At 68.3% G+C, this 22,800-nt stretch carries 29 protein-coding genes; all 29 read right to left on the reverse strand.

What is annotated here, in order from left to right; all coding sequences use genetic code 11:
• Positions 1-21: 21 nt before the first annotated feature.
• The 29 genes from map to fusA all read right to left on the reverse strand — a co-directional run bounded on the left by map (position 22) and on the right by fusA (position 22,795).
• A complete protein-coding gene (gene map, locus ACRQ4C_RS16475; RefSeq protein ID WP_439690923.1) occupies positions 22-801 on the reverse strand; it encodes a type I methionyl aminopeptidase in 780 nt (259 codons plus the stop codon).
• A 61-nt stretch (positions 802-862) separates the two neighbouring features.
• Positions 863-1,453, reverse strand: coding sequence for an adenylate kinase (locus ACRQ4C_RS16480; RefSeq protein ID WP_439689448.1), 591 nt, complete (start codon positions 1,451-1,453; stop codon positions 863-865).
• Positions 1,450-2,772, reverse strand: coding sequence for a preprotein translocase subunit SecY (gene secY / locus ACRQ4C_RS16485; RefSeq protein WP_290133578.1), 1,323 nt, complete (start codon positions 2,770-2,772; stop codon positions 1,450-1,452). Before secY ends, ACRQ4C_RS16480 begins: the two co-directional genes overlap by 4 nt.
• A 147-nt stretch (positions 2,773-2,919) precedes the next feature.
• Positions 2,920-3,384: a 50S ribosomal protein L15 gene (rplO, locus tag ACRQ4C_RS16490; protein ID WP_031273239.1), complete on the reverse strand. Its 465-nt coding sequence runs from the start codon at positions 3,382-3,384 to the stop codon at positions 2,920-2,922.
• Positions 3,381-3,566, reverse strand: coding sequence for a 50S ribosomal protein L30 (rpmD, locus tag ACRQ4C_RS16495; protein WP_439689449.1), 186 nt, complete (start codon positions 3,564-3,566; stop codon positions 3,381-3,383). Before rpmD ends, rplO begins: the two co-directional genes overlap by 4 nt.
• Positions 3,566-4,297: a 30S ribosomal protein S5 gene (gene rpsE / locus ACRQ4C_RS16500; RefSeq protein WP_058725387.1), complete on the reverse strand. Its 732-nt coding sequence runs from the start codon at positions 4,295-4,297 to the stop codon at positions 3,566-3,568. The genes rpmD and rpsE overlap by 1 nt, the downstream gene beginning before the upstream one ends.
• Positions 4,294-4,665 carry a 50S ribosomal protein L18 gene (rplR, locus tag ACRQ4C_RS16505; protein WP_058725386.1) on the reverse strand — a complete coding sequence of 124 codons (372 nt, stop codon included), beginning with the start codon at positions 4,663-4,665 and terminating at the stop codon, positions 4,294-4,296. The genes rpsE and rplR overlap by 4 nt, the downstream gene beginning before the upstream one ends.
• 2 nt (positions 4,666-4,667) lie before the next feature.
• Entirely contained in the window at positions 4,668-5,204 is a 537-nt protein-coding gene (gene rplF / locus ACRQ4C_RS16510) for a 50S ribosomal protein L6 (protein WP_058725385.1), read from the reverse strand.
• Between the two features lie 6 nt (positions 5,205-5,210).
• Complete coding sequence (gene rpsH, locus ACRQ4C_RS16515; protein WP_058725384.1) at positions 5,211-5,609, reverse strand: 30S ribosomal protein S8; 399 nt, start codon at positions 5,607-5,609, stop codon at positions 5,211-5,213.
• 150 nt (positions 5,610-5,759) lie between these two features.
• Positions 5,760-6,350, reverse strand: a complete 591-nt coding sequence (gene rplE / locus ACRQ4C_RS16520; RefSeq protein ID WP_058725383.1) for a 50S ribosomal protein L5 — start codon at positions 6,348-6,350, stop codon at positions 5,760-5,762.
• The gene (rplX, locus tag ACRQ4C_RS16525) at positions 6,350-6,709 is read right to left on the reverse strand and encodes a 50S ribosomal protein L24 (protein WP_058725382.1); all 360 of its coding nucleotides are present in this window, start codon (positions 6,707-6,709) and stop codon (positions 6,350-6,352) included. Before rplX ends, rplE begins: the two co-directional genes overlap by 1 nt.
• A gap of 3 nt (positions 6,710-6,712) precedes the next feature.
• Positions 6,713-7,081, reverse strand: a complete 369-nt coding sequence (gene rplN, locus ACRQ4C_RS16530) for a 50S ribosomal protein L14 (RefSeq protein WP_017885523.1) — start codon at positions 7,079-7,081, stop codon at positions 6,713-6,715.
• A 31-nt stretch (positions 7,082-7,112) separates the two neighbouring features.
• The gene (rpsQ, locus tag ACRQ4C_RS16535) at positions 7,113-7,397 is read right to left on the reverse strand and encodes a 30S ribosomal protein S17 (RefSeq protein ID WP_022903277.1); all 285 of its coding nucleotides are present in this window, start codon (positions 7,395-7,397) and stop codon (positions 7,113-7,115) included.
• Positions 7,397-7,717 (reverse strand): 50S ribosomal protein L29, encoded by a 321-nt coding sequence (gene rpmC / locus ACRQ4C_RS16540; protein ID WP_290133577.1) that lies wholly within the window; start codon positions 7,715-7,717, stop codon positions 7,397-7,399. The genes rpsQ and rpmC overlap by 1 nt, the downstream gene beginning before the upstream one ends.
• Entirely contained in the window at positions 7,717-8,136 is a 420-nt protein-coding gene (gene rplP, locus ACRQ4C_RS16545; RefSeq protein WP_022903279.1) for a 50S ribosomal protein L16, read from the reverse strand. The genes rpmC and rplP overlap by 1 nt, the downstream gene beginning before the upstream one ends.
• Before the next feature lie 2 nt (positions 8,137-8,138).
• Entirely contained in the window at positions 8,139-8,936 is a 798-nt protein-coding gene (rpsC, locus tag ACRQ4C_RS16550) for a 30S ribosomal protein S3 (RefSeq protein WP_022903280.1), read from the reverse strand.
• The gene (rplV, locus tag ACRQ4C_RS16555; protein WP_058725380.1) at positions 8,936-9,328 is read right to left on the reverse strand and encodes a 50S ribosomal protein L22; all 393 of its coding nucleotides are present in this window, start codon (positions 9,326-9,328) and stop codon (positions 8,936-8,938) included. The genes rpsC and rplV overlap by 1 nt, the downstream gene beginning before the upstream one ends.
• 25 nt (positions 9,329-9,353) lie before the next feature.
• Entirely contained in the window at positions 9,354-9,635 is a 282-nt protein-coding gene (gene rpsS / locus ACRQ4C_RS16560; protein WP_017885529.1) for a 30S ribosomal protein S19, read from the reverse strand.
• Between the two features lie 11 nt (positions 9,636-9,646).
• Positions 9,647-10,486: a 50S ribosomal protein L2 gene (gene rplB / locus ACRQ4C_RS16565; RefSeq protein ID WP_022903282.1), complete on the reverse strand. Its 840-nt coding sequence runs from the start codon at positions 10,484-10,486 to the stop codon at positions 9,647-9,649.
• An 18-nt stretch (positions 10,487-10,504) separates the two neighbouring features.
• Positions 10,505-10,804 carry a 50S ribosomal protein L23 gene (gene rplW / locus ACRQ4C_RS16570; RefSeq protein ID WP_022903283.1) on the reverse strand — a complete coding sequence of 100 codons (300 nt, stop codon included), beginning with the start codon at positions 10,802-10,804 and terminating at the stop codon, positions 10,505-10,507.
• Entirely contained in the window at positions 10,801-11,460 is a 660-nt protein-coding gene (gene rplD / locus ACRQ4C_RS16575) for a 50S ribosomal protein L4 (RefSeq protein WP_290133576.1), read from the reverse strand. The genes rplW and rplD overlap by 4 nt, the downstream gene beginning before the upstream one ends.
• 2 nt (positions 11,461-11,462) lie before the next feature.
• The gene (gene rplC, locus ACRQ4C_RS16580; RefSeq protein ID WP_058725377.1) at positions 11,463-12,116 is read right to left on the reverse strand and encodes a 50S ribosomal protein L3; all 654 of its coding nucleotides are present in this window, start codon (positions 12,114-12,116) and stop codon (positions 11,463-11,465) included.
• Positions 12,117-12,128: 12 nt separating this feature from the next.
• The gene (gene rpsJ, locus ACRQ4C_RS16585; protein WP_022903286.1) at positions 12,129-12,437 is read right to left on the reverse strand and encodes a 30S ribosomal protein S10; all 309 of its coding nucleotides are present in this window, start codon (positions 12,435-12,437) and stop codon (positions 12,129-12,131) included.
• 546 nt (positions 12,438-12,983) lie between these two features.
• Positions 12,984-13,796, reverse strand: coding sequence for a DarT ssDNA thymidine ADP-ribosyltransferase family protein (locus ACRQ4C_RS16590; RefSeq protein ID WP_439689450.1), 813 nt, complete (start codon positions 13,794-13,796; stop codon positions 12,984-12,986).
• A gap of 80 nt (positions 13,797-13,876) precedes the next feature.
• A complete protein-coding gene (locus ACRQ4C_RS16595; protein WP_400412188.1) occupies positions 13,877-14,854 on the reverse strand; it encodes a DNA topoisomerase IB in 978 nt (325 codons plus the stop codon).
• A 96-nt stretch (positions 14,855-14,950) separates the two neighbouring features.
• Positions 14,951-18,607, reverse strand: coding sequence for an Ig-like domain-containing protein (locus ACRQ4C_RS16600; RefSeq protein ID WP_439689451.1), 3,657 nt, complete (start codon positions 18,605-18,607; stop codon positions 14,951-14,953).
• 287 nt (positions 18,608-18,894) lie between these two features.
• Positions 18,895-19,164, reverse strand: a complete 270-nt coding sequence (locus ACRQ4C_RS16605) for an Rv0909 family putative TA system antitoxin (RefSeq protein WP_290133572.1) — start codon at positions 19,162-19,164, stop codon at positions 18,895-18,897.
• A 193-nt stretch (positions 19,165-19,357) separates the two neighbouring features.
• A complete protein-coding gene (tuf, locus tag ACRQ4C_RS16610) occupies positions 19,358-20,545 on the reverse strand; it encodes an elongation factor Tu (RefSeq protein WP_290133571.1) in 1,188 nt (395 codons plus the stop codon).
• Between the two features lie 135 nt (positions 20,546-20,680).
• Entirely contained in the window at positions 20,681-22,795 is a 2,115-nt protein-coding gene (gene fusA, locus ACRQ4C_RS16615) for an elongation factor G (protein WP_290133570.1), read from the reverse strand.
• Positions 22,796-22,800: the final 5 nt, after the last annotated feature.

The raw sequence follows: 22,800 nt of genomic DNA on the forward strand, positions 1-22,800 counted from the left end.
GGTACCGCCTGGAGGCCCGTCCTACGGGATCGGGACCGGTGTCACACCCAGCGGGGCCAGGCCCGCAGCACCGCCGTCGGCGGCGGTGGTCACCCAGATGCCGTCGGCGTGCACCGCGACGCTGTGCTCCCAGTGCGCGGCGTCCGACCCGTCCAGCGTCCGGACCGTCCAGTCGTCGTCGTCGGTCGAGCTGTCGATCGTCCCCGCGGTCACCATCGGCTCGATCGCGACGACCAGGCCGGGCTTCACCGCCGGACCCGCGCCGCGCACCCGGTAGTTGAAGACGGGTGGGTCCTCGTGCATGGACCGTCCGATGCCGTGCCCCGTGTAGTCCTCGACGATGCCCCAGGCGCCGGTCTCCTCGATGGCGTCCTCGACCGCGGCGCCGACCTCGTTGAGGTGCTTCGCCGAGGCGAGCGCAGCGATCCCGTGCCACAACGACCGTTCGGTCGTGTCGCAGAGCTTCTGTCGCGCCTCGGACACCGCAGCGTCGCCGCCGGGGACGACGATCGTGAAGGCGCTGTCGCCGTTCCACCCGTCGACCTCGGCACCCGCGTCCACCGACACGATGTCGCCGGGCTGCACCACCCGGTCACCCGGGATCCCGTGGACGACCTCGTCGTTCACGGAGACGCACAGGGTGTGCCGGTAGCCGGGGACGAGCTGGAAGTTCGGTACGCCACCACCGTCGCGGATGGTCCGCTCGGCGATCGCGTCGAGTTCACCGGTCGTGATGCCGGGGCGGATCGCGGCGCGCACCGCGTCGAGCGCCTGTGCCGTGAGCAGCCCCGGGCGCACCATGGCGCGGAGCTCCTCCGGCGTCTTGTAGACGGAGGGCTTGCGGAAGCGGACCACTTCGGGGTCAGACGCCCGCGGTGAGCCCGCGGGACGCGAGCGCCGACTGGATGCGGTCGCCGACCTCGTCGATGCCACCGAGGCCGTCGACGTCGAGCACGAGCCCACGCTCGGCGTAGGCGCCGACGATCGGGGCGGTCTGCTCGACGTAGACCTCCTGCCGACGACGGATCGTGTCCTCGTTGTCGTCGCTGCGGCCCTGGTCCTCCGCGCGCTTGAGGAGCCGACCGACGAGTTCGTCCTGGTCCGCGACGAGCTGCACGACGGCGTCGAGCTGGGTGCCCTGCTCGGTCAGCAGCGCGTCGAGGTACGCGACCTGGTTCAGCGTGCGGGGGTAGCCGTCGAGCAGGAAGCCGTGCTCGGCGTCCGACTCGGCCAGCCGCGACTTCACGAGTTCGTTCGTCAGCTCGTCCGGCACGTACTCACCGGCGTCCATCAGCTTCTTCGCCTCGATGCCGAGCGGGGTGCCCTCGGCGACGTTCTTGCGGAAGATGTCGCCCGTCGAGATCGCCGGGACGCCGAAGGCCTCGGCGATGCGGCGGGCCTGCGTGCCCTTCCCGGCTCCGGGAGGTCCGACGATGATGAGACGTGCGCTCAACGGAGAAGCCCTTCGTAGTGACGTTGCTGGAGCTGGGAGTCGATCTGCTTCACGGTCTCGAGGCCGACACCCACGATGATGAGGATGCTGGCGCCACCGAACGGGAAGTTCTGGTTCGCACCGAAGAACGCGAGGGCGCCCAGCGGGATGAGTGCGATCAGACCGAGGTAGAGCGAACCGGGCAACGTCACCCGGGTCAGGACGTAGTCGAGGTACTCGGCGGTGGGGCGTCCGGCACGGATGCCCGGGATGAAGCCGCCGTACTTCTTCATGTTGTCGGCGACCTCTTCGGGGTTGAAGGTGATCGCGACGTAGAAGTAGGTGAACCCGACGATGAGCAGGAAGTACAGCACCATGTAGAACCAGTTGTCACCCGAGGTCAGGTTGCTCTGGATCCAGGTCACCCACGCGGCCGGCGCGGAGCCGTCCGAGGGCTGGTTGAACTGCGCGACGAGGGCCGGCAGGTACAGCAGCGACGAGGCGAAGATGACGGGCACGACGCCGGCCATGTTCACCTTGATCGGGATGTAGGTGTTGTTGCCGCCGAACGTCCGACGCCCGACCATGCGCTTGGCGTACTGGACCGGGATGCGCCGCTGCGACTGCTCCACGAAGACGACGGCCATCATGATGACCAGGCCGACGAGGATCACGAACAGGAACAGCTCGAAGCCGTTCGACTGCTCGATCGCCCAGAGCGCCGACGGGAACTGCGCTGCGATCGACGTGAAGATGAGCAGCGACATGCCGTTGCCGATGCCGCGCTCCGTGACGAGCTCGCCCATCCACATGATGAGGCCGGTGCCGGCGGTCAGGGTGATGACCATCAGCATGATCGCGTACCAGCTGTCGTTCGAGATGATCGACGAGCAGGAGGCCGACGCGTTCGTGCCGAACAGGGCACCCGAGCGGGCGACGGTGATCAGGGTGGTGGACTGCAGGACACCGAGCGCGATGGTGAGGTAGCGCGTGTACTGCGTCAGCTTGGCCTGACCGGACTGGCCCTCCTTGTAGAGGGCGTCGAAGTGCGGGATGACCACGCGCAGGAGCTGCACGATGATCGACGACGTGATGTACGGCATGATGCCGAGCGCGAAGACGGAGAGCTTCAGCAGCGCGCCGCCGGAGAAGAGGTTGATCAGGTCGTAGAGACCCTGCTGCGAGGACGCGCTGGCGAGGCAGCTCTGCACGGACGCGTAGTCGACGAACGGGGCGGGGATGTACGACCCCAGGCGGAAGAGCGCGATGATCGCGAGGGTGAAGCCGATCTTCTTGCGAAGGTCTGGGGTGCGCATGATGCGCGCGACCGCTCTGAACACGAGGACTCCGAACTTCTGGGACCGGGGCCGTCGAACGCGACCGTTCCGGTGTCGGTCGGCAGGGCCGACCAGGCCGACGGACGTCGGCCACTGTCAAGGAAACCGTAACGGCGGCCCGTGCGCAAACGCACGGGCCGCCGACGGGGGTTACTGGGAGACGGTGCCGCCAGCAGCCGCGATCTTCTCGGCGGCGGACGCCGAGACCTTGTCGACCGAGACCGTGAGCTTCACGTTGATGTCGCCCTGACCGAGAACCTTGACCTTCTCGTTCTTGCGGACGGCGCCCTTGGCCACCAGGTCCGCAACGGTGACGTCGCCACCGTTCGGGTAGAGCTCCGCGATCTTGTCCAGGTTCACGACCTGGTACTCGACACGGAACGGGTTCTTGAACCCGCGGAGCTTCGGGGTGCGCATGTGCAGCGGCATCTGCCCACCCTCGAAGCCGACCTTGACCTGGTACCGAGCCTTCTGACCCTTGGTACCGCGGCCGGCGGTCTTGCCCTTCGAGCCCTCACCGCGACCCACACGTGTGCGGTCCTTCTTCGCACCGGTGGCCGGGCGGAGGTGGTGCAGCTTCAGGACCTGCACGCGCTCGTTCTTCTCGTCGCTCATGCGTCGACCTCCTCGACCTTCACGAGGTGCGCGACCGTCGCGACGTACCCGCGGTTCTGGGGGTTGTCCTCACGCTCGACCGTCTGGCCGATGCGCTTGAGACCCAGGCTGCGGAGCGTGTCGCGCTGGTACTGCTTCTCGCTGATAACGGACTTCGTCTGCGTGATCTTCAGCGTCGCCATCACGCACCTGCCTTCTCGGACGCGGCACGCGCTGCGGCGGCCTCGGCACGCAGCAGACGGGCCGGGACGACCGCGTCGACGTCGAGGCCACGGCGGACTGCGACCGCGCGGGGCTCCTCGAGCTGCTGCAGCGCCTCGACGGTCGCGTGCACGATGTTGATGGTGTTCGACGAGCCGAGCGACTTGCTCAGGACGTCGTGGATGCCGGCGCACTCGAGCACGGCGCGGACCGGACCACCGGCGATGACACCGGTACCGGCAGCGGCCGGACGCAGGAGCACGACACCGGCAGCGGCCTCACCCTGCACCGGGTGCGGGATGGTGTTGCCGACGCGCGGGACGCGGAAGAAGTTCTTCTTCGCCTCCTCGACGCCCTTGGAGATCGCCGTCGGGACCTCCTTGGCCTTGCCGTAGCCGACGCCCACGAGGCCGTTGCCGTCACCCACGACGACGAGCGCCGTGAAGCTGAAGCGACGACCACCCTTGACGACCTTCGAGACGCGGTTGATGGTCACCACGCGCTCGAGGAACTGGCTGTCGCCACCGCGGTTGTTGCGGTCGCGACCCTGCTGACGGTCACGCCCGCCGCCACGACGGCCGCGCTGGTCGGCGGAGTCGCGGTTGTTCGACGCGGAGCCAGCGGCGGTCTCGACCGGACGCTCGGCCGTGGCCGCGGCCTCGGTCGTCGTCTCCTTGGCGGTGTTGCTGGTGGTGTTCGCGGTGTCGCTCACAGGTTCAGCCCTCCTTCACGGGCGCCATCGGCGATCGCGGCGACGCGACCGGCGTACTTGCTGCCACCACGGTCGAAGACCACGGCCTCGACGCCGGCGGCCTTCGCGCGCTCGGCGAGGAGCTCACCGACGCGACGGGCCTTGGCGGTCTTGTCGCCGTCGAACGAGCGGAGGTCGGCCTCCATCGTCGATGCGCTGGCGAGGGTGTGACCCTTCGCGTCGTCGATGACCTGCACGAACACGTGACGCGACGAACGCGTGACGGCCAGACGCGGGCGCGCCTCGGTGCCGGTGATCTTCTTGCGGAGTCGGTTGTGACGGCGCGCCTTGGCGGCCGACTTGCTCTTTCCTCGGATACCGAGAGCCATGATCACTTACCTGACTTTCCGGCCTTGCGGCGCACGATCTCGCCGGCGTAGCGGACACCCTTGCCCTTGTAGGGCTCGGGCTTGCGCAGCTTGCGGATGTTGGCGGCCACCTCGCCGACGGCCTGCTTGTCGATGCCGGTCACGGTGAGCTTGTTGTTGCCCTCGACGGCGAACGAGATGCCCGCGGGCGCCTCGACCGTGATCGGGTGGGAGTAGCCCAGCGCGAACTCGACGCTGGTGCCCTTCGCCTGCACGCGGTAACCGGTGCCGACGACCTCGAGGCCCTTGGAGTAGCCCTGGGTGACACCGACGATGTTGTTCGCGATCAGGGTGCGGGTCAGGCCGTGGAGCGAACGCGAGGAGCGCTCGTCGTCCGGACGGGTGACGAGGACCTGGTTCTCCTCGACCTTGGCCTGGATGGGCTCAGCGACGACGAGCGCGAGCTCGCCCTTCGGGCCCTTGACCGCCACGTTCTGGCCGTCGATGGAGACGGTCACGCCGGCGGGGATGTCGATGGGAAGACGTCCGATTCGAGACATTGTCGATCACCACACGTAGGCGAGGACTTCCCCACCCACGCCCTTCTGCTCGGCTTCGCGGTCGGTCAGGAGGCCGGACGACGTCGAGAGGATCGCCACGCCGAGGCCACCGAGGACCTGGGGGATCTCCGTCGACTTCGCGTAGACCCGGAGGCCCGGCTTCGAGACGCGCTTGATGCCGGCGATCGAGCGCTCGCGCTCGGGGCCGTACTTCAGGTCGATCGTGAGGGTCTGCCCGACGCGGGCGTCCTCGATCTTCCACTCGCTGATGTAACCCTCGCGCTTGAGGATCTCAGCGATGTTCTTCTTCAGCTTGGAGCTGGGAAGCGAGACGGCGTCGTGGTGCGCCGAGTTCGCGTTCCGCAATCTGGTCAGCATGTCTGCGACCGGATCGGTCATCGTCATGATGCGTATCCATTCTCGCCTGGTTTCGACACCCGTTCCACGAATGCCGACCTGAGCGATCGGGGTCCCCGGGCGGTTCCCGGAGACCTGTGTGTTCGTGCGTGCGGGCCGGAGGACGTGAATCCTCCGGCCCGCACCGCCCGAAGTATCTTAGACCGTCTGCTCGGCAGAACGGAACGGGAACCCGAGCTGCTTGAGCAGCGCGCGGCCCTCGTCGTCCGACTTCGCGGTGGTCACGACGGTGATGTCGAAGCCACGCACGCGGTCGATGCGGTCCTGGTCGATCTCGTGGAACACGGACTGCTCCGTGAGACCGAACGTGTAGTTGCCGTTCCCGTCGAACTGCTTGTCGCTGAGGCCGCGGAAGTCGCGGATGCGGGGCAGGGCGAGGGAGATCAGGCGGTCGAGGAACTCCCAGGCGCGGTCACCGCGGAGGGTGACGTGCGCACCGATCGCCTGACCCTCACGCAGCTTGAACTGCGCGATGGACTTGCGAGCGATGTTGACCTGGGGCTTCTGACCCGTGATCGCCGTGAGGTCCTTGATGGCCCCCTCGATGATCTTCGAGTCACGAGCGGCCTCGCCGACGCCGGTGTTCACGACGACCTTGACCAGGCCGGGGACCTGGTTGACGTTCGCGTACCCGAACTGCTCGGTGAGGGCAGCCTTGATCTCGTTCTTGTACTTCTGCTTGAGGCGCGGCTCGACCTTGGTCGCCGGCGCGGCAGTCGTGTCGGTCATCAGAGCTTCTCACCCGACTTCTTGGCGTAGCGGACGCGGACGGTCTTCTTGACGCCGTCCTTCTCCACCTCTTCGGTACGGAAGCCGACGCGGGTCGGCTTCTTGGTCTTCGGGTCGACGATGGCGACGTTCGAGACGTGGATCGGAGCCTCGTGCTGCTCGATGCCACCGGTCTTCGAACCACGCTGGGTCTGGCCGACGCGGACGTGCTTCGTGACGAAGTTCACGCCCTCGACGACGACGCGCTCCGAGTCAACGAGCACCTCGATGACCTTGCCCTGCTTGCCGCGGTCGCCGCCACGCTCCTGCGTGGCGCCCGTGATGACCTCGACGAGGTCACCCTTCTTGATGTTCGCCATGGCTTACAGCACCTCCGGCGCGAGCGAGATGATCTTCATGAACTTCTTGTCACGGAGCTCACGACCGACCGGACCGAAGATGCGCGTGCCGCGCGGGTCGCCGTCAGCCTTGAGGATCACTGCCGCGTTCTCGTCGAACTTGATGTAGGAGCCGTCCTGACGACGGGTCTCCTTCTTGGTGCGAACGATGACCGCCTTGACGACGTCACCCTTCTTCACGTTGCCGCCGGGGATGGCGTCCTTCACCGTGGCGACGATGACGTCACCGAGACCGGCGTAGCGACGGCCCGAGCCGCCGAGCACGCGGATGGTCAAGATCTCCTTGGCACCCGTGTTGTCGGCGACCTTCAGGCGGGATTCCTGCTGAATCACTGTTGTCTCCTGTTCCGAAGCAGGCGGGGGCCTACTTGGCCTTCTCGAGGATCTCGACCAGGCGCCAGCGCTTGGAGGCGCTGAGGGGACGGGTCTCGCTGATCACGACGAGGTCGCCGACACCAGCGGTGCCGAGCTCGTCGTGGGCCTTCACCTTGGACGTGCGGCGGATGATCTTGCCGTAGAGCGCGTGCTTCACGCGGTCCTCGACCTCGACCACGATGGTCTTGTCCATCTTGTCGCTCGTCACGTAGCCGCGGCGCGTCTTGCGGTAGCCGCGGGTCGAGGCGGCGGAGGTGTTCTCTTCGTTCGCCATCAGTTCTCCTCGGCGGTCTCGGCCTCGGTCGACTCGGCGGGCTTGTCAGCCTTCTTCGTCGACTTCTTGGCCTTCGGGGCGGTCTCGACGGGCGCGGGAGTGGCACGGATGCCGAGCTCGCGCTCGCGGAGGACGGTGTAGATGCGGGCGATGTCGCGCTTGACGGCACGAAGACGACCGTGGCTCTCCAGCTGGCCGGTGGCCGACTGGAAGCGGAGGTTGAACAGCTCCTCCTTGGCCTTCTTCAGCTCGTCGGCGAGCCGCTCGTTCTCGAACGTGTCGAGCTCAGTCGGACGGAGCTCCTTGGAACCGATCGCCATTATGCGTCGCCCTCCTCGCGCTTGATGATGCGTGCCTTGAGGGGCAGCTTGTGGATTGCACGGGTCAACGCCTCGCGGGCGATGTCCTCGTTGACGCCGGAGAGCTCGAAGAGCACACGACCCGGCTTGACGTTGGCGACCCACCACTCGGGGGAACCCTTACCGGAACCCATGCGGGTCTCGGCCGGCTTCTTCGTGAGCGGACGGTCCGGGTAGATGTTGATCCAGACCTTGCCGCCACGCTTGATGTGACGGGTCATGGCGATACGAGCGGACTCGATCTGCCGGTTGGTCACGTACGCCGGGGTGAGCGCCTGGATACCGAAGTCGCCGAAGCTGACCTTGGTGCCACCGGTCGCCTGACCCGAACGCTTCGGGTGGTGCTGCTTGCGGTGCTTGACTCGACGGGGGATAAGCATGGTTACGCCTCAACTCCTGCGCCGGCCGGCGCGTCCTGCGGGGCCTGCTGCTGACGGCCGCCACGGTCGCCGCCACGACGGTCGCCGCGCTCGCCACGGGGGCCGCCACGACGCTCCGGGCGCGACGAACGCTGGTTCGCCTGCTCGCGAGCGAGCTCCTTGTTCGTGATGTCGCCCTTGTAGATCCAGACCTTCACGCCGATGCGGCCGAACGTGGTCCGGGCCTCGTAGAAGCCGTAGTCGATGTTCGCGCGGAGCGTGTGCAGGGGCACGCGGCCCTCGCGGTAGAACTCCGAGCGCGACATCTCGGCGCCGCCGAGACGACCCGACACCTGGATCCGGACACCCTTGGCGCCGGCGCGCTGCGCACCCTGCAGGCCCTTGCGCATGGCGCGACGGAACGCGACACGGGCGGAGAGCTGCTCGGCGATGCCCTGCGCGACGAGCTGGGCCTCGGTCTCGGGGTTCTTGACCTCGAGGATGTTGAGCTGGATCTGCTTCTTGGTGAGCTTCTCGAGCTCACCGCGGACGCGCTCGGCCTCGGCACCGCGACGACCGATGACGATGCCCGGACGCGCCGTGTGGATGTCCACGCGGACACGGTCACGGGTGCGCTCGAGCTCGATGCGGGCGACGCCGGCACGGTCGAGGGTCTTCTTCAGGTACTCGCGCACCTTGATGTCCTCGGCCACGTAGTCGGCGTAGCGCTGACCGGCCTTGGTGCTGTCGGTGAACCAGTGCGAGACGTGGTCCGTCGTGATCCCGAGACGGAAGCCGTACGGGTTGACCTTCTGGCCCATTACTTGCTCGCCTTCTTGCTCGTCGCGGCGGCCTCAGCCTCTTCCGGCGTCGCGAGGACGACCGTGATGTGGCTGGTGCGCTTGTTGATGCGGAAGGCGCGGCCCTGGGCACGCGGCTGGAACCGCTTCAGGGTCGTGCCCTCGTCGACGAAGACGCGGCTCACGTAGAGGTCGCGCTCGTCGAGGAAGCTGTTCGTCGAGTCCGCCTTCACCCGGGCGTTCGCGATCGCCGAGGCGACCAGCTTGTACACGGGCTCCGAAGCGGCCTGCGGCGCGAACTTCAGGATGGCGAGCGCCTCGTGGGCCTGCTTGCCGCGGATCAGCTCGATGACGCGACGGGCCTTCTGAGGCGTGACGCGGATGTGTCGCACGCGTGCGATCGACTCCACCATTTCGTTCCTCCTCTGCGTCCCCGCGTTAGCGGCGACGGCCCTTCTTGTCGTCCTTCACGTGACCACGGAAGGTGCGGGTCGGCGCGAACTCGCCGAGCTTGTGACCGACCATCGACTCGGTGACGAACACCGGGATGTGCTTGCGGCCGTCGTGCACGGCGATCGTGTGCCCGAGCATGTTCGGGACGATCATCGAGCGACGCGACCAGGTGCGGATCACGTTCTTGGTGTTGGCCTCGTTCTGCGTGACGACCTTGCGGAGCAGGTGCTCGTCGACGAAGGGGCCCTTCTTCAGACTGCGTGGCATCTTCTGAACTCCTACTTGCGCTTCTTGCCGGCGTTACGGCGACGGACGATGAGCTTGTCGCTCGGCTTGTTCGGCTTGCGCGTCCGGCCCTCGGCCTGACCCCACGGGCTGACCGGATGACGACCACCGGAGGTCTTGCCCTCACCACCACCGTGCGGGTGGTCGACCGGGTTCATGGCGACACCACGCACGGTCGGGCGAACGCCCTTCCAGCGCATGCGGCCGGCCTTGCCCCAGTTGATGTTGGACTGCTCGGCGTTGCCGACCTCGCCGATGGTGGCGCGGCAGCGGGCGTCGACGTTGCGGACCTCGCCCGACGGCAGGCGGAGCTGCGCGTAGGGGCCGTCCTTGGCGACGAGACGCACCGAGGCACCGGCGGACCGGGCCATCTTCGCGCCGCCACCGGGGCGGAGCTCGATCGCGTGGATCACGGTACCGACGGGGATGTTGCGCAGCGGCAGGTTGTTGCCGGGCTTGATGTCGGCGCCGGGGCCCTGCTCGACGACGTCGCCCTGCTTGAGCTTGTTCGGCGCGATGATGTAGCGCTTCGTGCCGTCCACGTAGTGCAGGAGCGCGATGCGCGCGGTGCGGTTCGGGTCGTACTCGATGTGTGCGACCTTGGCGTCGACGCCGTCCTTGTCGTGACGACGGAAGTCGATCACGCGGTACTGGCGCTTGTGGCCACCACCGATGTGACGGGTCGTGATGCGGCCGGAGCTGTTGCGCCCACCGGTCTTCGGCAGCGGACGAAGCAGCGACTTCTCCGGCGTCGAACGGGTGATCTCGGCGAAGTCGGCGACCGACGAGCCGCGACGACCGGGGGTCGTCGGCTTGTAGTTACGAATAGCCATGATTTATCCCTCTGGTCCTCAGCCGACAGCCGTGAAGATGTCGATCGAACCGGACTTGAGCGTCACGATGGCGCGCTTGGTGTCCTTGCGCTTGCCCATGCCGAAACGCGTGCGACGGGTCTTGCCCGGACGGTTCAGCGTGTTGATGCTCGCGACCTTGACGTCGAAGATCTTCTCGATGGCGAGCTTGATCTCGGTCTTGTTCGAACGGGGGTCCACGATGAACGTGTACTTGCCCTGGTCGATCAGGCCGTAGCTCTTCTCCGAGACGACCGGCGAGATGATGATGTCGCGCGGGTCCTTGTTGAAGCCGCTCATGCGGAGACCTCCTTCGCGGACTTCGACGCGATGAAGGCGTCGAGTGCGCTCTTGCTGAAGACGAGGGCGTCGGACTTGAGCACGTCGTAGGCGTTGAGCTGGCCGTACGAGAGTGCGTGGACACCCGGCAGGTTGCGGATCGACTTGAGCGTGAGCTCGTCGTCCTGCTCGAGCACGACGAGCACGTTCTTGACGGGCGCGACCTTCTCGAGGAGCGTGCGGGCGGTCTTGGTCGACGGCACCTCGGCCGGGACGAAGGACTCCACCGCGGAGATGCGGCCACCGCGGGCGCGGTCCGAGAGCGAGCCGAGCAGAGCAGCGGCGATCATCTTCTTCGGGGTGCGCTGCGAGTAGTCGCGCGGGGTCGGTCCGTGGACGACGCCACCGCCGGTGTGCTCCGGAGCGCGGACCGAGCCCTGACGGGAGCGGCCGGTGCCCTTCTGCTTGAACGGCTTGCGACCGGCGCCGCGGACCTCGCCGCGGTTCTTGGTCTTGTGGGTGCCCTGACGCGCGGCGGCGAGCTGCGCGGTGACGACCTGGTGGATCAGCGGGACGTTGGTCTCGACGTCGAAGAGCGCGGCGGGCAGCTCGATGCTGCCGGCGACGGCCCCGGTCGCGTCGAGGACGTCGATCGTGGTTGCGGTCTCGGTGGCCATGATCACTTACCCTTCACGGCGGTGCGGACGAAGACGGAGCGGCCACGAGCACCGGGGACGGCGCCCTTGACGAGCAGCAGACCCTTCTCGGCGTCGACGGCGTGCACCGTGAGGTTGAGGACGGTCACGCGCTCGCCACCCATGCGACCGGCCATGCGCATGCCCTTGAAGACACGCGACGGGGTCGACGAGGCGCCGATCGAACCGGGCTTGCGGTGGTTGCGGTGCGCACCGTGCGATGCGGAGACGCCGGCGAAGCCGTGACGCTTCATGACACCGGCGAAGCCCTTGCCCTTGGAGGTACCGACGACGTCGACCTTCTGGCCCGCCTCGAACGTGTCGACGGTGAGCTCCTGGCCGAGCGTGTACTCAGCGGAATCGTTGGTACGGATCTCGGTGAGGGTGCGACGCGGGGTCACGCCTGCGGCCTCGAAGTGGCCGGCGGTCGGCTTGTTGACCTTGCGCGGGTCGATGGCACCGGCGGCGATCTGGATCGCCTCGTAGCCGTCGCGCTCGACGTTGCGGATCTGGGTGACCACGTTCGGGCCGACCTCGATCACGGTCACGGGGATGAACTTGTTGTTCTCATCCCACACCTGGGTCATCCCGAGCTTCTTGCCGAGGAGGCCCTTGACGGTCTTGGTGGAGTTCGCCATTGGTCAGCCCCCTTACAGCTTGATCTCGATGTTGACGTCGGCCGGGAGGTCGAGTCGCATGAGCGAGTCGACGGCCTTCGGCGTCGGGTCGACGATGTCGATGACCCGCTTGTGCGTGCGCTTCTCGAAGTGCTCGCGCGAGTCCTTGTACTTGTGGGGAGAACGGATCACGGTGACCACGTTCTTCTCGGTGGGGAGCGGCACCGGGCCGACCACGGTCGCACCGGCACGGGTCACCGTGTCGACGATCTTCCGGGCCGACGTGTCGATGACCTCGTGGTCGTACGACTTGAGCCGGATGCGGATCTTCTGTCCCGCCATGTGTCTCTTTGTCCTCTCTGCGCCGCGCACCCTCTCGGGCCGCCTGACGCCGCCTGCACTCCGCATTCCTGCGGGCCAGGCCGTTTACCTGAACCAACCGGCCGCATCCACTGGGGATGACCGCTGTTCTCCTGTCAACCGCGCGGGCGACCTGGGCCGTCCAGCGTGGGCATGTCGCTTCCCCCACACTCCGGGCACAGCAGTGCTCGTCGTGCTTCGCGGGGGATTCGATCGTGTTCTGCTGCCTGCGGCCCAACCCAGCCCTGCTGAACAAGGGGGTTGTGCACTGCCAGAGCAGTGATCCTGCGGGCGCGGACGCCCTGCGGAATTCGGAACCGGACAAGTCTCCCATAGGCACGGCATCCGTGCAACCCGGGCGTGTCGCGGATCGCGGGCGTGTCGGGATCGGCGCACTTCCCCGGAACGGCGGGGATCGGCCAGCCTGGAGGCACGACCCGCCCCCGCCACGCAGCGTGCCCTCCCGACGTGGTCGGGAGGGCACGACGAACGCGGCCTGGAGAACGCGGCCGACTCGCGACGCGAGTCCTACTCGGCGGTCACCGGGGGCACGAACCACGGCGGGAAGACGGCGACCCGGGGCGCGTGGCCGCCGTGCTCGGCGAGGATCGCCTTCACCTGCTGCCGCGCGCGGTCGTTCGGGACACCGATCACCGCGACGGACGAGAACGGCACGCTCGGCCCGGCGAGCAGCTCGAGGCCGTGCATCTCCGGGTCGGTGAAGTCGGTGCGGCGGATGAGGTTCGTCCCCGCCTCCGGGCCCACGGCGAACCGGACGTCCTCGGCCTCGGCATCCTGGTCGGCCACGATCACCGAGGCGCCGAACGCGGACACCGGCACGACGAGCACGACGTAGTCGGTCGCGCGGGTCCGGCGGGCGGCGTCGGACCACCGCTCCCCCTCGGCACCGCGGCGGAGCTCGTCCCAGCGCGTGGCGTCGGGAGACAGCGAGAACGTGACGTGGGCGGCGACGGGCGACCCGTCCGGTGCCGCGGCCTCGGAACGCGCGGCACGGGTGTCCGTCGAGCTGACGTCGACGGCGGGCGTCGCGTCGGTCGCGGCGACGATCGCGCCGTCCGACACGATGCCCGGCAGGTTGTCGATGTGGGTCGCGTGGTGCGCCCGCAGCGAGGCGAAGACGCGGGGTTCGGGCAGGTCCGGGACGGCCGAGCGGAGCGGCCCGCCGGGAACGCGCGCGGGAGTGGGCGTTGAGCGGAGGTCGGTGGTGATGCGGGTCCGGCGGGGTGCCGGGGCGGTGGGTTCAGCGGGGGTCTCCCGCTGGCGGGGGGAACAGATGTCGCAGAGCTCGGTGGGGAAACCGTGGATGCACTCGTCGGTCACGACTGTCGGGGGTCCTTCCGTGCCGGGTGTGGGGTGGGCGGCACGGTGGTCAACGGTACGTCATCCGACGCGCTCCGCGGTCACTGCCGGTAGAGCAGTGCACGGACCTCGGACTCGGCGGCGTGCAGGCGCCCGGGGTCGATCGTCTCGCCGTGGTCGTACGCGTCCAGGAGCCGGGGGTCGATGTAGCTCTGCCGACACACCGTCGGGGTGTTCCCGAGCTCGTCGCTCGCGGCCTTCACCGCGTGCGAGACCGCCTTCTTGCGCTTCGCCTGGCTCGACTGGGGTCCGGTCCTCGCGAGGTCCACGGCGGCGGCGACCGTGCCGTGCAGCGTGCGGAAGTCCTTCGCGGTGAACTCGTCGCCGGCGCGCTCCTTGACGTAGGCGTTGATGTCCTCGGCGGAGAGCGGCTCCCACTCGGCCCCGCGGCGCTCGCGGAACGAGAGCAGTCGGGCGTTCGGTCCGCGACGCTTCATGCCGGCGATCACCGTCGCGAGGTCGGGGTCGTGGATCGACGACGACCACTCCTGTCCGCTCTTGCCAGGGAAGTCGAGCTCGATGTCGTCGCCCGAGACGTGGGCGTGCGCGCAGAGCAGCGTCGAGAGCCCACGGCTGCCGTGCTCGGTCGCGTACCGCTCGGACCCGACGCGGAGCGATCCCTGGTCGAGCATCCGGAACGCCGCGGCGAGCGCGCGCTGTCGGTCCGGCTCCGGGCGACGCAGGTCCTGCGTCACCATCCGTCGTGCTGACGGCAGGGACTCGGCGAGGGCGAGCGCACGGTCGTACTTGATCCGGTCCATGCGTTCGCGCCAGCCGGGGTGGTACATGTACTGCCGTCGTCCGGCCCCGTCGATGCCGGTGGCGAGGATGTGTCCGTTGTCGTACGGCGAGATCCAGACGTCGTCCCACGCCGGCGGGATGACGAGGTCCTCGAAGCGCTGGCGGACCGCCGGGTCGGTGACGGTCTTCCCGTCGGGGTCGCGGTACGAGAAGCCGCGGCCGGAACGGACGCGGTGGTAGCCGCGACCGCCGGTCGCGGAGCGTCGGAGACGGGTCACGCCTCCGAGCATGCCCACCCGACCCTGTGACGGACGGGAGGCACGGTGCCAGCCGGCACCGTGCCTCCCGTCCGGTGGTGGGTCACCACCCGGTCGTCAGCGCGACCCTGCGCGCTTCCGCCGTCGGAGGACGAGGGTCGTCCCACCGGCCACCAGCAGGAGGAGCGCCGCGATCGAGCCCTGCCAGGCGACGTCGGTCCCGGTGAAGGCGAGCCGGCCGCCGTCGGCGGTCGGTCGGACGGTGCCCGCTGCCACCGCCGGGTAGGTGATCGTCAGCGTGGCGGTCGCGCGGCTGCCGTCCTCACCCGCCACCGAGTAGGACACCTCGGCCCGGCCGTGGAAGCCCTCCACCGGCGTGAAGGTGATCGCTCCGTCGTTCCCGACCGTGAAGGTGCCCTTCCCGGGAACGGTCACGCTGGTCACGAGCGCACCCGTCTCCGGGTCGACGAGCCGCACGGACGTCGGGTCGACCGGCGACGACCCGGCACCGTCGTTGCCCGTCACCGAGACGGTGATCGGCTTGCCCGGGGTTCCGGTCCGGACGTCGTCCACGGCGCGGGGGGCGGCACCGACCGTGACCGTGACGGTGGAGGAAGCCGTGCCGCCGTCGGCGTCGGCGATCTGGTACGGAGCCTCGAGCGTCCCGGTCCAGCCCTTCGCCGGAGCGAAGGTCACCTCACCGGTCGTCGTGTCAACCGTGAAGGTGCCCTTGCCGGGGACCGCGAGGGTCGTGACCGGCCGGCCGTCTGCGCCGAGCAGGCGAACCGATCCACGCACGATCGGGGTGCGGTCGTTGCCGGCGCGGTCGTTCCCGAGGACCGACACCGTCACCGGGGTGTCCTGCGGGGTCCGAGCGGTGTCGGCGGCAGCCGTCGGGAGGGCCGTGACGACGGTCACGGTGATCGTGGCGGTCGTGGTCCGGCCGCCGGTGTCTCCGACTTGGTAGGTCACCGGGGCAGTGGTGCCCGACCACCCCTGCATCGGGGTGAACACCACCGCGCCGGACGTCGGGTCGGCCACGTAGGCGCCCTGGCCGGGGACGGTCAGGGTCCGGCCGTCGACCGACACGACCGTGCCCTGCGGCTGGCTCGAGGTCGGGAACACGACGGACGTCGGGTCGATGGGTGTCCCGCGCTCGACGCCGGGGCGGTCGTTGCCGGTCACGGGGACCGACACGGGCGTGTTCTGCCCGGTGCTCGCCGTGTCGTCCGTCGCGACGGGGCCGACCGCGGTGACGGTCACGGTGAGCGTCGAGGACGTCGTCGTGCCGTCGGCGTCGGCGACGCGGTAGGTCGCGGGCGACGCCGTGCCACGGAACGTGGGCTCCGGGGCGAAGGTGATCTTCCCGGTGGCGGGGTCGATCGTGTACGCGCCCTGACCGGGGACGGCGAGCTGCTGGCCGTTCCCTGAGACCGTCGCGCCGGCCGGCTGTCCCGCCGTCGGGAACGCCTCGGTGGCGGGGTCGAGCGGTGTCTCGGCGTTGCCGGCGGTGTCGTCACCGAGGACGTCGGTGCTGATGCTCTCGCCCTGGGTGGTGGTCGCGGAGTCCGGGTTCGCGGTCGGGGACACAGGGGTGACCGTGACCACGATGGTGCCGGTGCCGGTGCCCGTCGCGCCGCCCGTGTCGCCGACCTGGTACGTCACCGGGGTGGTCGTGCCGGCGTATCCCGGTGCGGGTGTGAACGTCACCTTCCCGGTGGCGGGGTCGATCGAGTAGATGCCCTCGGCCGGGACGGTGAGCTGCTTGCCGCCGTCCGACACGGTCGCGCCGTCCGGCTGCCCCGCCGCCGTGAACACGACCGAGGTCGGGTCGATCGGGTTGCCTCCGTTGACCCCGGGCTTCGCGTCCCCGGCGACGTCGACCGTGACCGGTGTGTTCTGCTGGGTGCTCACGGTCTCGGCCGCAGCCTTCGGTCCGACCGGGGTCACCGAGATCGTGACCTGGGCCGTCGAGGTCCCGCCGTCCGCGTCCGCCACCCGGTACGTCACCGGTGTCGTCGTGCCGCGGAGCGTCGGTTCCGGGGTGAACGTCACCGCGCCGGTGCTCGGGTCGGCCGTGTACGAGCCCTGGCCGGGGACCACGATCGTGCGTCCGTCCCCGGAAACGGTGGCTCCGTCCGGCTGCCCGGCGGTCGGGAAGACCACCGAGGTGGCAACGACGCCGCCCTGGTCGTTCGCGAGCACGTCGACGGAGACGCCCGCACCCTGCTTCGTGGTCGCGGCGTCGTTCTGAGCTGCCCCGCGGTAGGTGACGGACACCTGTCCCTGCGTCGTATTTCCTCGGGTGTCCTCGACCGTGTAGGTGACCGGGGTCGGGTTCTTCGTGAACCCGTCCTCCGGGGTGAAGGTCACCGCGCCGGTCTTCGGGTCGACGGTCCAGACGCCCTGCCCGGGGACGGTGAGGGTCTTGCCGCCGTCGCTCACGGACGAGCCGGGGACCCCCGCGTCGGTCAGCTGCACCGTGGTGGGGTCGATGTCGCCCGTGGAGCCCGCGAGGACGTCGACGGTGGCCGGCTGACCCGGCGTGTTCCCCGTCGAGGAGGTGTTCTCGACCTTCGGCTTGAGCGGGTTGGAGAACGCGCAGCTCACGTCGCCGCCGCCCGCAGGGACGGTGAAGGGGGCCGTCGAGCCGGTGCCCTTCGACACGGTGGTGTTGTCGACGAGGTTGGTGCAGACGTACGACGTGTCGTAGTCGTTCGGGTCCGTGGAGGAGTTCCCGGGGCTCTGGGTCACGGTGTAGGAGCCGCCCGGGAGCAGGATGATCGGTCCCGCGGTCACGGTGTCGTTGCCGTCCGAGGTGGTCGCGGTGGCCGGCTTCGGCACGTCACCGCCGCCGACGCTGATGGTGAGCTGGTCGCTCGGCTTCGCCTTGCCGTCCGTGAACCCGCCGGATGCCGCACCCGTGGACGGGACCGCGCGGGAACCGAGGTCGGTGACCGCCAGGGCGTTCCCACCGCTGGTGATGCTCCGCTGCGCGACCGTGGCACCGGTCACCGGGTTGACCTGCAGGAAGGTGTTCGCAGACGACCCCGAGATGTAGATGTACCCGTCGTCGCCGAACGCCAGAGATGTCAGGGCGGATGCGGGTGTGATCGCCGGTCCGACCGGGGTCGCGGTGGTGGAACCCCCACCCAGGTCGGCTGCATCGACGCGGTACAGCTGTGCGGCCGTCGCGCTGCTGGAGATGAAGTAGAGGTTGCCCTGCCGGTCGAACGCGAGGTCGCCGTTCCCGCCGGGCGGGTTCGGCACGGTCACCGACGTGACGTTCGACGAGATCGTGTTCGTGTCGGGGTCGTAGGAGGTGAACGAGAACGTGGAACCGCTCGCGAGGCCGCCGAAGAAGAACTTGCCCGACTTCGGGTCGACGCCGCCCATCTGGTTCGCGACCAGAGGCGGGTTCGGCCGCGCCACCGTCTCCCAGGTCTCCGTCGACGCGGTGTACTCGAACACGGTCGAGCTGTTGGTCAGGAACAGCTCGTCGCCGTCGCCGGAGACACCGATCTGGTTCAGTCCGGTCGGGTTGTTCGGCACGGTGAGCGCGGCCGTGGCAGCCCCCGTTGCACGGTCGACGGAGTACACCGTCGACGAGCCGGAGACGGTCGCGTACAGCTGCGTCGTCGGGAACGGAGCCGCCGCCGACGCGAGCTGCGGCATCAGGACGACCGCGCCACCCGCGACCAGCGCGGTGACGGCGGCTCCTGCGAGCAGACGGGCGGAACGGCGACGTGCGGGGGCGCGGTGTTTCGCAGACACGGTTGTCCTTCGGGTCGACAGGCGACCCACGGACAGCACGACGACACCTCGCGGGCAGGGGCCAGCGCGGGGAGGAAGGGCGGCGTTCGGGTCACCACACGGGACCGCTGTGGTCCCGCGACTCGACGGTATCGAGGTGCGGGAAGCCGCAACACACCCCGACAGGGGTACAGCGCGTCCCACCTTGTGGGGACACGTTCCGGACCAGCCACACGCGACGGACGGGAGGCACCGCTCACCTGGTGAGCCGTGCCTCCCGTCCGGTGGCTGGTCGCGTGGGTGGGGCGCTACGCGCCCGTGCTGTCCCCGTTGTTCCCGATCTTGTCGTCGAGGTTCTCGGCGGTCTTGTCGATCTGCTCGTCGAAGCGACCGCCGGTCACCTTCTTCAGGCCGTCGGCGAGACCGTGGATGATCTTGTCCGAGACCTCCTCGGCCTTGTCGCTCTTCAGCGCTTCCTCGATCTTGTCGCGGTTCTCGTCCACGAAGGCCTTCGCCTTGTCGGTGACCTCTTCCGCCTTGGCGGAGACGTTCTTCTGGACGTCGTCGAAGCCGGCCATGGTGCCCTCCCTGTTCGACCGGCACAGGCCGACCGCTCGATGGCCGGTCCCTCCGGCCGCTTGCCGTACATGGTGCACGAAACCTCACGTCCTGTCCGGTCTGCGCGGGAGAACGGCGGTTGAACACCGAGTCGGAACGACGACAGCGGGGCCGGGCCCGAAGGCCCGACCCCGCTGCAGCAGGTAACCGGAGTTACTTGATGATCTTCTCGACCGTACCGGCGCCGACCGTACGACCACCCTCACGGATGGCGAAGCGGAGGCCCTCCTCCATGGCGATCGGCTGGATCAGCTCGACCGACATGTGCACGGTGTCACCGGGCATGACCATCTCGGTGCCCTCGTCCAGGGTGATGACACCCGTGACGTCGGTGGTGCGGAAGTAGAACTGCGGGCGGTAGTTCGCGTAGAACGGGTTGTGACGCCCACCCTCGTCCTTGGTCAGGATGTACGCGTTCGCCTCGAAGTTCGTGTGCGGCGTGACCGTACCCGGCTTGACGACGACCTGGCCGCGCTCCACGTCCTCACGCTTGAGGCCACGGAGGAGCAGACCCGCGTTGTCGCCGGCCTCAGCCGAGTCGAGCAGCTTGCGGAACATCTCGATGCCCGTGACGGTGGTCTTCTGCGTCGGGCGGATGCCGACGATCTCGACCTCAGCGTTGACGTTGAGCTGACCACGCTCGACACGGCCGGTGATGACGGTGCCACGACCGGTGATCGTGAAGACGTCCTCGATCGGCATGAGGAACGGCTGGTCGGTGGCGCGCACCGGGTCCGGGACGTTCTCGTCGACAGCGGCCATCAGGTCCTGGACGGACTTGACCCACTTCTCGTTGCCCTCGAGCGCGCCGACGGCCGAGACCTGCACGACCGGGGCGTCCTCGTCGAACTCCTGCGAGCCGAGGAGCTCACGGACCTCGAGCTCGACGAGCTCCAGGATCTCCTCGTCGTCCACCATGTCGGACTTGTTCAGCGCGACGACGATGTAGGGGACGCCGACCTGGCGGGCGAGCAGGACGTGCTCACGCGTCTGGGGCATCGGGCCGTCGGTGGCGGCGACCACGAGGATCGCGCCGTCCATCTGCGCCGCACCCGTGATCATGTTCTTCACGTAGTCGGCGTGACCGGGGGCGTCGACGTGCGCGTAGTGACGCTTCTCGGTCTGGTACTCGACGTGCGAGATGTTGATCGTGATGCCGCGCTGGCGCTCCTCGGGAGCGTTGTCGATCTGCGCGAAGTCGCGAGCCTCGTTGAGGTCCGGGTACTGGTCGTGCAGAACCTTGGTGATCGCCGCCGTGAGCGTGGTCTTGCCGTGGTCGACGTGACCGATGGTTCCGATGTTGACGTGCGGCTTGGTGCGCTCGAACTTGGCCTTGGCCACTGTGGGTCCTCCTCAGGACTCGGATCGCATGCCCCCGGTCGTGGACCGTTGGCCTGCAGGGTGTGTGTCTTTACTGTACTTGGTGACGAGGGGCCCGTCGCCGGGCACCCTCGCCTGTGGAGCAGCGCTGGAGCGCTACTCCCCCTTGCTCTTCGCGACGATCTCCTCGGCGACCTTGGCCGGGACCTGTGCGTAGGTCTCGAAGGTCATCGAGTAGACGGCGCGACCAGAGGTCTTCGACCGGAGGTCGCCGACGTAGCCGAACATCTCGGACAGCGGCACGCTCGCGCGGACCACCTTGACGCCCGAAGCGTCCTCCATCGAGGCGATCTGGCCACGACGGGAGTTCAGGTCACCGATCACGTCGCCCATGTACTCCTCGGGCGTGCGGACCTCGACGGCCATGATCGGCTCGAGGATGACCGGGCCGGCCTTGCGGGCGGCTTCCTTGTAGGCCATCGAACCGGCGATCTTGAACGCCATCTCGGAGGAGTCGACGTCGTGCGACTGACCGTCCTTGAGGATGGCCTTCACGCCGACCGTCGGGTACCCGGCGAGGATGCCGACCTGCATGGCGTCCTGGATACCGGCGTCGACCGACGGGATGTACTCGCGCGGGACGCGGCCACCGGTGACGGCGTTCTCGAACTCGTAGACCTTCTCCGCCGTGACCTCCATGGGCTCGAGCGCGATCTGCACCTTCGCGAACTGACCGGAACCACCGGTCTGCTTCTTGTGGGTGTAGTCGTAGCGCTCGACCGGCTTGGTCAGGGTCTCGCGGTAGGCCACCTGCGGCTTGCCGACGGACGCCTCGACCTTGAACTCGCGCTTCATGCGGTCGACCAGGATGTCGAGGTGGAGCTCGCCCATGCCCTTGATCGTGGTCTGACCGGTCTCGGCGTTGAGCTCGACGCGGAACGTCGGGTCCTCTTCCGCGAGCTTCTGGATGGCCGTGGAGAGCTTCTCCTGGTCGGCCTTCGTGTTCGGCTCGATGGCGACCTCGATGACCGGCTCCGGGAACGTCATCGACTCGAGGACGACCTGGTTGCTCGGGTCACAGAGGGTGTCACCGGTGGTGGTGTCCTTGAGGCCGATGACCGCGTAGATGTGACCGGCGGTGACGTTGTCGACCGGGTTCTCCTTGTTGGAGTGCATCTGGAAGATCTTCCCGATGCGCTCCTTCTTGCCCTTGGTCGAGTTGATGACCTGGGCACCCGACTCGATCGAGCCCGAGTAGACGCGGACGTAGGTCAGGCGACCGAAGAAGGGGTGCACCGCGACCTTGAACGCCAGGGCCGAGAACGGCTCGGTGGCGTCGGGCTTGCGGATGATCTCCTTCTCCTCGTCCTTGACGTCGTGGCCGATCATCGGCGGGACGTCGAGCGGCGACGGGAGGTACGAGATGACAGCGTCGAGCATCGGCTGGACGCCGCGGTTCTTGAATGCCGAGCCGCAGAGGACCGGGTAGACCTCGGACGCGATCGTGAGCTTGCGGATGCCAGCGCGGATCTCGTCCTTGGTGAGCTCCTGGCCGTCGAAGAACTTCTCGAGCAGGGCGTCGTCGGACTCCGCGACGCGCTCGATCAGCTTCGCGCGGTACTCCTCGGCACGGGCCTGGAGGTCCGCGGGGATCTCCTGGACCTCGTACTGGGCGCCCATGGTGACATCACCCTTGGCGTCGCCCGGCCAGACCTTGGCGTGCATCTCGATGAGGTCGACGACACCGACGAAGTCGTTCTCGGCACCGATCGGGAGCTGGAGCACGAGCGGCTCCGCACCGAGGCGGTTCACGATCGTGTCGACGGTGAAGTAGAAGTCAGCGCCGAGCTTGTCCATCTTGTTGACGAAGCAGATGCGCGGGACGTCGTACTTGTCCGCCTGACGCCACACGGTCTCGGACTGGGGCTCGACGCCCTCCTTGCCGTCGAAGACGGCGACCGCACCGTCGAGGACGCGGAGCGAGCGCTCCACCTCGACCGTGAAGTCCACGTGACCGGGGGTGTCGATGATGTTGATCTGGTTGTTGTCCCAGAAGCAGGTCGTCGCGGCCGACGTGATCGTGATGCCGCGCTCCTGCTCCTGCGCCATCCAGTCCATCGTCGCAGCGCCGTCGTGGACCTCACCGATCTTGTGCGTGATGCCCGTGTAGAACAGGATGCGCTCGGTCGTCGTGGTCTTGCCGGCATCGATGTGCGCCATGATGCCGATGTTGCGGACCTTGTTCAGGTCGGTGAGCACGTCCTGTGCCACAGGGT

The organism is Curtobacterium sp. SP.BCp (genome assembly GCF_051903255.1).
GTDB lineage: Bacteria > Actinomycetota > Actinomycetes > Actinomycetales > Microbacteriaceae > Curtobacterium.